The organism is Candidatus Zixiibacteriota bacterium (assembly GCA_019038695.1).
Lineage (GTDB): Bacteria > Zixibacteria > MSB-5A5 > GN15 > FEB-12 > B120-G9.
The window spans coordinates 1-8097 of the sequence record JAHOYZ010000020.1; the positions used below are offsets into that span (position 1 = coordinate 1).

The 8097-nt window shown below is 49.1% G+C and carries 5 protein-coding genes; 4 read left to right on the top strand and 1 reads right to left on the bottom strand.

Going from position 1 to position 8097, the window contains the following annotated elements:
• Nucleotides 1-284 precede the first annotated feature (284 nt).
• Nucleotides 285-1400: a hypothetical protein gene (locus tag KOO62_07000; GenBank protein MBU8933740.1), complete on the top strand. Its 1116-nt coding sequence runs from the start codon at nt 285-287 to the stop codon at nt 1398-1400.
• Nucleotides 1401-1483: 83 nt separating this feature from the next.
• On the opposite strand, the gene KOO62_07005 is transcribed toward KOO62_07000, so the two are convergent.
• Nucleotides 1484-2770, bottom strand: a complete 1287-nt coding sequence (locus KOO62_07005; GenBank protein ID MBU8933741.1) for an alginate export family protein — start codon at nt 2768-2770, stop codon at nt 1484-1486.
• 316 nt (nt 2771-3086) lie between these two features.
• On the opposite strand from KOO62_07005, the gene KOO62_07010 reads away from it, so the two are divergent.
• The 3 genes from KOO62_07010 (at nt 3087) to KOO62_07020 (ending at nt 7991) form a co-directional block, all read left to right on the top strand.
• Nucleotides 3087-5348, top strand: a complete 2262-nt coding sequence (locus KOO62_07010; GenBank protein ID MBU8933742.1) for a hypothetical protein — start codon at nt 3087-3089, stop codon at nt 5346-5348.
• A 116-nt stretch (nt 5349-5464) separates the two neighbouring features.
• Complete coding sequence (locus KOO62_07015) at nt 5465-6898, top strand: sodium:alanine symporter family protein (protein ID MBU8933743.1); 1434 nt, start codon at nt 5465-5467, stop codon at nt 6896-6898.
• Nucleotides 6899-7214: 316 nt separating this feature from the next.
• Complete coding sequence (locus KOO62_07020) at nt 7215-7991, top strand: CPBP family intramembrane metalloprotease (GenBank protein ID MBU8933744.1); 777 nt, start codon at nt 7215-7217, stop codon at nt 7989-7991.
• Nucleotides 7992-8097: the final 106 nt, after the last annotated feature.

Below are 8097 nucleotides of genomic sequence, written 5' to 3' on the forward strand. Positions count from 1 at the left end.
TGTCACCCTGTCCAACACATGTCTGTCACCCTGTCCAACACATATCTGTCACCTTGAGCGGAGTCGAAGGGTAGCAATACTTTGCACTGATCGCTATGCTTCGGCTCCATTCAACATGACGAGTAGATATCTTCCCAGCAAGATTTATAACTATACTGCCAACCTCGTTCGACCGACACAATGTAATATAGGGTATTGGTGTGTCCAGACTCGCCCTGATCAGATGAGTCGGAACCCGACCCGACCAATTGAAGGCTGACAGCGAATCGACAATTGAGGACGTGATGGCAGAACAACTCAAACAGACATTAGAATCATCCGCAATTCAAAATGAGAACCTGACTGCCCCAGGTTACTGCCAGAAGACACTCAACCTCCTTTCCGATGGTGTTTTTGTCTTCGCAGATGATTTTCATCTCATGCAATTCAATGATGCCGCCTGTCAGATCATGGAGACATATTGTCCCGAACTGGTCGGTTCACCTATTATTGATCTCAAACTGAAATCAATTTTCGGACCGGAATCATTTTTCGGTTGGGCGGATCGAATCATGAAGACCCGAACTACCGGCCGGGATTGCTTGCTGGAGAATTTGCTTGCTGTGTCATCGACATCACGACGGCTGTACGATGTCCACTGCACTATTTCCGGAACCAACATGGTCATTTGTCTGAAGGATGTAACTCAGCAACGAAGAAGTGTCCAGCGGTTGTCGGACTTGGCAAAGCTGTCTGAAAAAGGGATATTAGCTTCCTGGGTCGCCCACGATCTCAACAATTTTCTCAGTCTCATTCTTGGTTCATCAGAGCTGGCCGAGCTGGTCTTGAAGAAAGGCAACACGGAAAAAGCATTCACTCTCATGGATCGAATCAAAACCAACGTCCGCAAGATTGAGCAATTCAATGCCGACCTCATAGCATCCACTCGTGCCGACGCCCAGGAATGCCCAACTGATCTTAACCAGTTGGTTGCAGAGGTGATTGCTTTTGCCTCAGGTCTGAGTCTGTTTGCACGTGTGGCGGTCACGACTGAACTCGACAATGCCCTGCCTGAAATTACGATGAAACCTGATCAGGTAGCTCAGTTACTTCTTCATTTTCTTGACAACGCCGCCGATGCCATAACGGAGGCCGATCGCGAGCTGGGACATATTGAAGTAGCCACTGGCGTGGATGAGAAACACATCACGCTGTCAGTGACTGACAACGGCAGTGGAATACCTCCTGAGGTAATTGAGAAACTCTTCCAGAGACGGTTCTCATCCAAAGGTGACAATCGTGGCTACAGTCTGGTGACCTGTCAATCCATTGTGCACGACCACGGAGCCTTGGCAGAAATCGAAAGCGAAGAAGGCCAGGGATCAAAGTTCACCGTTCGATTCCCCCTTTCCACCGAGTAGAAAGTCCAGCCTGTAAAACAGATAGAAAAACGACCCGGATCGTCATGACCCGGGCCGTTATAATATAATTTGCTAAATCTATATTAGAAATTAGCGACAGCCTGTGTATAGAACCAGAGTCCAGTGTTGGTCTCTGTTGTTCCGGCATAAGCTTCCGAAGGCATAAAGAAGCTCAAACCAGAGCTCAGGCCAACGCCGGCTACCCGCTTGGTACTAACGGTCAGATCAAACTCGGTACCAACGCTCTTCGTCTCGTTCCCTTCAAAATCAGTATAGTCCTGTGTACGAGAGAAGAAATGCAGATCACCCTTGATCGTCCAACCTTCAACGGGGCTCACCCGACCGCGGAGCATAATGTCCATAAGGCCATTTGTCTGTGAACCAAGGAAGTAGTCCATGTATCCACGGAACTTGTGACCGGTGTAGAACAGGTTGTTGTAGGTTTCGACCTTATCGAGGGTCTCACTATCATCGCCGGTCGTGTAATCAATACCAAAGGCGAAGCGAGGCTTGTAATCACCTTCAAGATTGTATCCCGCCTCAAAGGTAAACATCATCGCCGCCAGGTCGATCTCTTCTGAATCATAACCTAGAGTTTCATGTGTCACCCAATTCTGCTTCTTGCCAAATTGGTAGACGGCATTCAGATCAAAATCAAACTGCTGGTAATCGCGCTGATAGTACATGCCAAGATTGAATCGCTCAAGATTCTTGTAAACGGAGTTGCTTGTCATTAGATCATCATCGTCGAACCATACCATAGTGGGCTTGAAAGCATCCTGTTCAATAAAGAATAACAGTTCAAGATTCATAGATTTGAGTTTCGAAGAAAAACCAATGATGTCGTAATCAGTGTTGGCCTCAGTATTATTGCGTTCCGCTTTCTTCAGCCAGTAAGCTGAAGTCATGGCATATTTACAATCGTACCAAGCCTGGAGGCCTTCCCACGAACGACCAACATTGTGCCAACCCACAGAACCGAAGACCCTCTGATTGCCCAGGATAACTTCGAAACGACCAGCCTTGAGACCGATCCCTTTGTTCCACAGGTGATCGATGGTCACATAAGCCTGATGAAGGTCAACATTATGAGCATCGTAGAGTCCACCCGACTGAGCCCCAGCGCCCAGCATCCGACTATCCTGGAACTGCACAAACGCTGAAACGTTTTCTTTGGCAGCCTTGACATTGACGCGGGTACGCAGATAAGTAGCCTCTTGTGTACTCTTATCACCAGAAATGGCTTTGCTGCTGATTTCGTTTCGGGCTCTCATCTGAGCTGAAACATCAACTGTTGTCTCTGCGACAGTGATGCCGCACATACAAAACAGAATCAGCATGATTGGTAAGAGTTTGACAGTCCTTGTCATGATTCTCTCCTTCTTTTGGTTTTTTAGCATACTCTCAATTTCTCTCGTTTTCACTCTGACACATTACTTCCCATATACAATGCCATAAAAAATGAATCGTGACTTCACATGCAACAACAATTTATTGCAATTGTTCATCGTGCAAATCAGAATCTACGGAATTCCCCCAGACATTGTCGCTCACCTCTCATCGGCCAGTTATAAATTTTCATTTCCCCCTTCCTATTACATACTTTTCTCTGTATATTGGATATGTCTCACTAATGTAGTAAGCCTTTTGAACCGCCGCAGCAACACTTTTCTTCTGGAGGTCCCTATGACTGACTTTCGTAATGCTGTCCTCTGCTTGCTGGCCGTAGTATTGATCGTGTCTTCGGTCGCCGCGGACAGCAGTTATCCTCCTCCCCCAAATATCCGCATCACGAACTACCCTCAACTAAACAATGAGGAGCAGGTATTTCTCTGTCCGACGGACAGCAATATCATAATAGCCAATTGGCGTGATTTTCGGCTCAACTATCGACGGGTTGGAATCGGTCGTTCAACTGACGGCGGCCTGACCTGGATCGACTCACTGATCCCAACCTTTATGATGATATGGGACTTCGACTCCAAACAGTCTGACCCAACGATGACGGTCGATCGGTTCGGCGGATTCTATATGTCGGTACTGGATTGGGATGCCTATGGACTAACCGGCCAATCAACGATAGCCTTTTATCGCTCAGTCGATAAGGGTGTTTCATGGTCTGGACCTTTCTCTATTCTCAACCATACACCCATACCGCCAATTTTTGAAGACAAGCAATTCATCACTGTCGATCGGACAGGTGGTCCGCATGACGGCAATCTATACTGTTCATGGACTCGTTTCCCGAATCCGGACCGTATTGTTTTTGTCCGCTCTCTTGATGGCGGGTCTAATTTCAGCGATACGGTTATCGTTGGTCCTATTCAGACTTCGACCGGTTGCGGTGGCAACCAAATTGATGCTGGTCAGTTTTCGATCCCAGTTGTTGGCTCTAATGGCAACGTTCATGTGTTCTGGCAGGGATTTGTACTCGATTCGTCAGCTCAATGCACCGGTCACATGGCCATGAAACATGTCGTATCTAGTGATGGCGGACAGACTTTCACCTATGAGCAGGAAGTTGTTCCGGTGTCAGGGTATTTCACAGCCGATGGTGGTATCAACACCTACTCGCAACCAGCAGCCGATGTCGACATCTTTGGCGGCCCCTTTGATGGCAACATCTATGTTTCCTACTCCAATGTCGGACCGGAAGATGGAAATAGTTGTGATGTGGATTTTGTCCGATCGACTGACGGTGGTCTAACCTGGTCGGATCGAATGCAGATCAATGATGATCTCAATTCCGATGAAATTGACAATTTCCATCCCTGGCTAATTGTAAACGATGAAGGCATAATCATTGTCGTCTTCCATGACCAGCGCTATGATGCGCCTTATTACTTAAATTTCGATTTGAATACTGCTTATTCTTTTGACGGAGGTGAGACCTTTACATCCAATCATCGCATTTCGAGTGTCTCGTCCTCGCCGTACAGTCTCAAACAGACCGACATCAAGAAACCATGGGTCATTGATGAGAACGGAAATATTGTCCCTCTGAGATTAGAACCTATGGCGGGTCTTCTGGGTGAGTACATTGGTGTAACGGCTTACCACGACAAGATCAACGCCGTCTGGACTGATTCGCGGGACGGCAACTCAGAGGTCTATACAGCCAATTGGTACCTTCCAATTCTCGAAACAAGGCTTCTCTCGCCTGCGAATGGTTCGATAGGAAATGACATCAGCGATTTTAACTGGGCCACCGCCTGGAAAAATGACCAGGATAGATATCGTGTCGAAATTTCTCCCGACCCGACTTTTATCAGTGGAGTAGTGCATTTTACAGTGGACACAAACTTCCTGCACACGCCCAGTTCTTTTGGCGAAGGCACCCATTATTGGCGAGTTAGATCGGTCAAGAGCGACGAATCTGACAGTACGGATTTTTCGGTAACATGGTCGTTTGAGATTGACCTCACACCGCCTGCTATACCAGTCCTTATCTCGCCACCACATGAACTTGTGGACAACGAAGCTCAGCCTACGTTTGTCTGGTCTGGGCCTGTTGAAGCCGGCGTTGAACACACTCTCGTATTATCAACCGATCCCGCCTTTACACCTGGTCCAGCCACATGGTCCTATAGTGCGGGTAGCGACACGTCATTTGTAATACCTGACCCACTGCCGGACGGCTCACCTGTCTACTGGAAAATCGAGGTTAGGGATATTTCTCAGAACATGGCCGAAACAGCACCGTTTACTATTACTTATATCGACTACGTCTGCGGCAATGTGGATGGAATCAATAATTCGGGTAGTCCGGTTGATATAGCCGATCTGACCTACCTGGTGGCATACCTGTTCACTGGTGGAGATGCCCCTCCCCTGCTGGAAGCTGCCAATATCGATGGTATTATCGGCTCGGGCGGAGCGATCGATATAGCAGACTTGACCTACCTGGTTGCATATCTATTCGTCAGCGGTCCGCCGCCAATTTGTTAGGGAACCAATGGTCAATTTCTCGATAATCATGAATTGACACCAAGGCCACTCCAAATGGGAGTGGCCTTTTTTTGTCTTGCCATCAACATGACGGTTTCGTATTTATTTCTTTATATATGGAACAGATCAACAATTTCTTAGGTGCCATCTCCGACTTCGTCTGGGGCTGGCCAATGGCTCTCATCTTACTGTCGACCGGATTCATTTTGACTCTGAGAACGGTCTTCATTCAGATTAGAGGGTTTGCCCACGGTGTCGGTATTGCCAATGGTAAGTACGACGACCCCGCCCACAAAGGCGAGTTGACCCATTTCCAGGCCCTTTCGGCTGCTCTCAGCGCCACAATCGGAATAGGCAATATCGCCGGGGTGGCCATTGCTATCTATTGGGGTGGACCGGGAGCGATCTTCTGGATGTGGGTTACCGCATTCTTCGGAATGGCCATCAAATACACCGAGTGTATGCTGGCTATCAAGCACCGTAAGGTAGAACCGGACGGCAACATCCGTGGTGGACCGATGTACTTCATTGAGCTTGGAATGCATAAGGGCTTCCGACCCCTGGCGTACATGTTTGCCTTCTGCACGGCGGTGGCCGCTTTCGGGGCTGGCAATATGGTACAAAGCAACACCATGGCCCACTCAGTGGTCGATGCTTTTGGTGTTACGGCTGAGAACGAAGGAACCGTGCGGTGGATAATTGGACTGGTTGTGGCCGGGTTCACAGGAGCTGTAATCATCGGGGGCATCAAACGTATCGGCAAAGTAGCCTCTTATCTGGTGCCGTTCATGTCAGTCGTCTATGTCATCAGCGCGCTGGTCATTATCTTCATTAAATTCGATGAAATCCTGCCTGCCTTCCAGATGATCTTCCACCACGCCTTCAATCCAACCGCTTTTGTAGGCGGATCGGCCAGTGGGGCTACGGTCTGGCTGACCTTCACTTGGGGGCTGCGACGTGGTCTGTTCTCCAACGAGGCTGGTCAAGGCTCGGCGGCCATGGCACATTCGGCGGCAAAAGTGGATGAACCAGTACGCGAGGGTCTGGTGGCAATGCTGGGGCCATTCATAGACACTATAGTCATCTGCACCATGACCGCGCTGGTCATTATAACGACGGGCGAATGGGATTCAGGTGTCAATGGCGCACCCCTGACTATGCATGCTTTTGAGGCCGCCCTGCCCGGATACGGAACCTGGATGGTAATGGTGGGCATTATTCTTTTCGCCTTCTCTACTGTGGTCGCCTGGTCATATTACGGTGAGAAGGGAATCGAGTACCTCTTTGGCACAGGGGCGAAAATGCCCTATAAATGGTTGTATATCGTCTTTGCTCTACTGGGAGCGCGCTTCGATCTGAAAACCGTCTGGTCGTATGCCGATACAGCCAATGGCTTGATGGCGGTGCCCAATCTTATTGCTCTCGTTGTCCTGTCGGGCGGAGTGGTCAAGCTGACGAAAAAATACATGGATGAGAAAAAACAAGGTTTGCACCTGCCCTTTGGCGAAACGAGACCATTGATGAAGGACGGAACCGACCCGTACAAGTAAGTTCACTGCGACAAATTGCGGTTCTGTCAACAATGCCAGGAGGATATGCCTTCTGACCTGCCCTGAGAACCAGAACTCGAAAACCCGGCCTGTGGCTATTGACAAATCCGCATTGATCGATGTTATACACAATCAAGAGGCATCTCAGAGAGAGTAACACCCGTATTGTGTCCCCTTTCCATTCGCTCTCCCATCAATTATGTTTGGCGTCGAAGTCCGGTGCCCTATCGAAGGCATATTAAGGTGACTATGTCACCGGGCGATAAGAGTAGAAGAAGGTCCGAGAGATGGTTTGTTAATGGAGTAGGCAGAACTAGTGACCGATGAACTTAACCCCATAGAACGTATTCCAGTCTACGATGCCGAGGCAAATGACACGGCTATGACCGACAGCTTTGAAGCACGATTCGGGAATATGGATTTTCGCTGCTCCCGGATGACCTGGCTCTCGCTCTTTTTCCTGCTTATTGTATACCCCGGCGTCTCGCTGGCCTTCATGGAAGACCCCTCCCTTGTACTGGGGAATCTTAACGCCGGCATGTTGATGGTCCTGCTGGTTTCTACTATTGTCATGCAGTGGGGCATCTTCCTCGTGCTATACATGAGTCTCTACCTTGAGAATACCGGGCTGACAGGCCTTGGTTTCAAGCGCATCCGGGGAATAGATTTTGCCTGGGCCATCTCGTTTCTGGTTGCATCCAACATGATCCTGGCCGGACTGGCCTGGTTTCTTGCTCAGGTTGGTCTGCCCATGCCGGGAGAAATCGCCATGCTGATCCCCACCGACACAACCGGCCGGATAGTATGGGTACTGGTCTCGTTTACAGCCGGATTCTGCGAGGAATCTATGTTCCGAGGATACATTATGACTCGCCTTCGTCTGGTGGGACGCTTCAAAAGCTGGGTGATCCCCACTATCGCTTCTTCTTTAGCTTTCGGAGCTTGTCATGCCTATCAGGGACTCCCGGGATTGATCGTCATAACTACCTACGGTCTCCTGTTTGCCCTGCTGTATATCCGAACCGGCAGTATCTGGCCGTGCATAATTGCTCATTTTTTCCAGGATTTCAGCGCCCTCTTCATCCCGCAATAGCCACTCATTGAGCTGCGTTTGTCGATATTCGGAAACTATCAATGCCCTCAAACGTATCTTCTGGTAGGAGAGAAAACAACCCACGGGATGGTCTGTACCAGAAGAT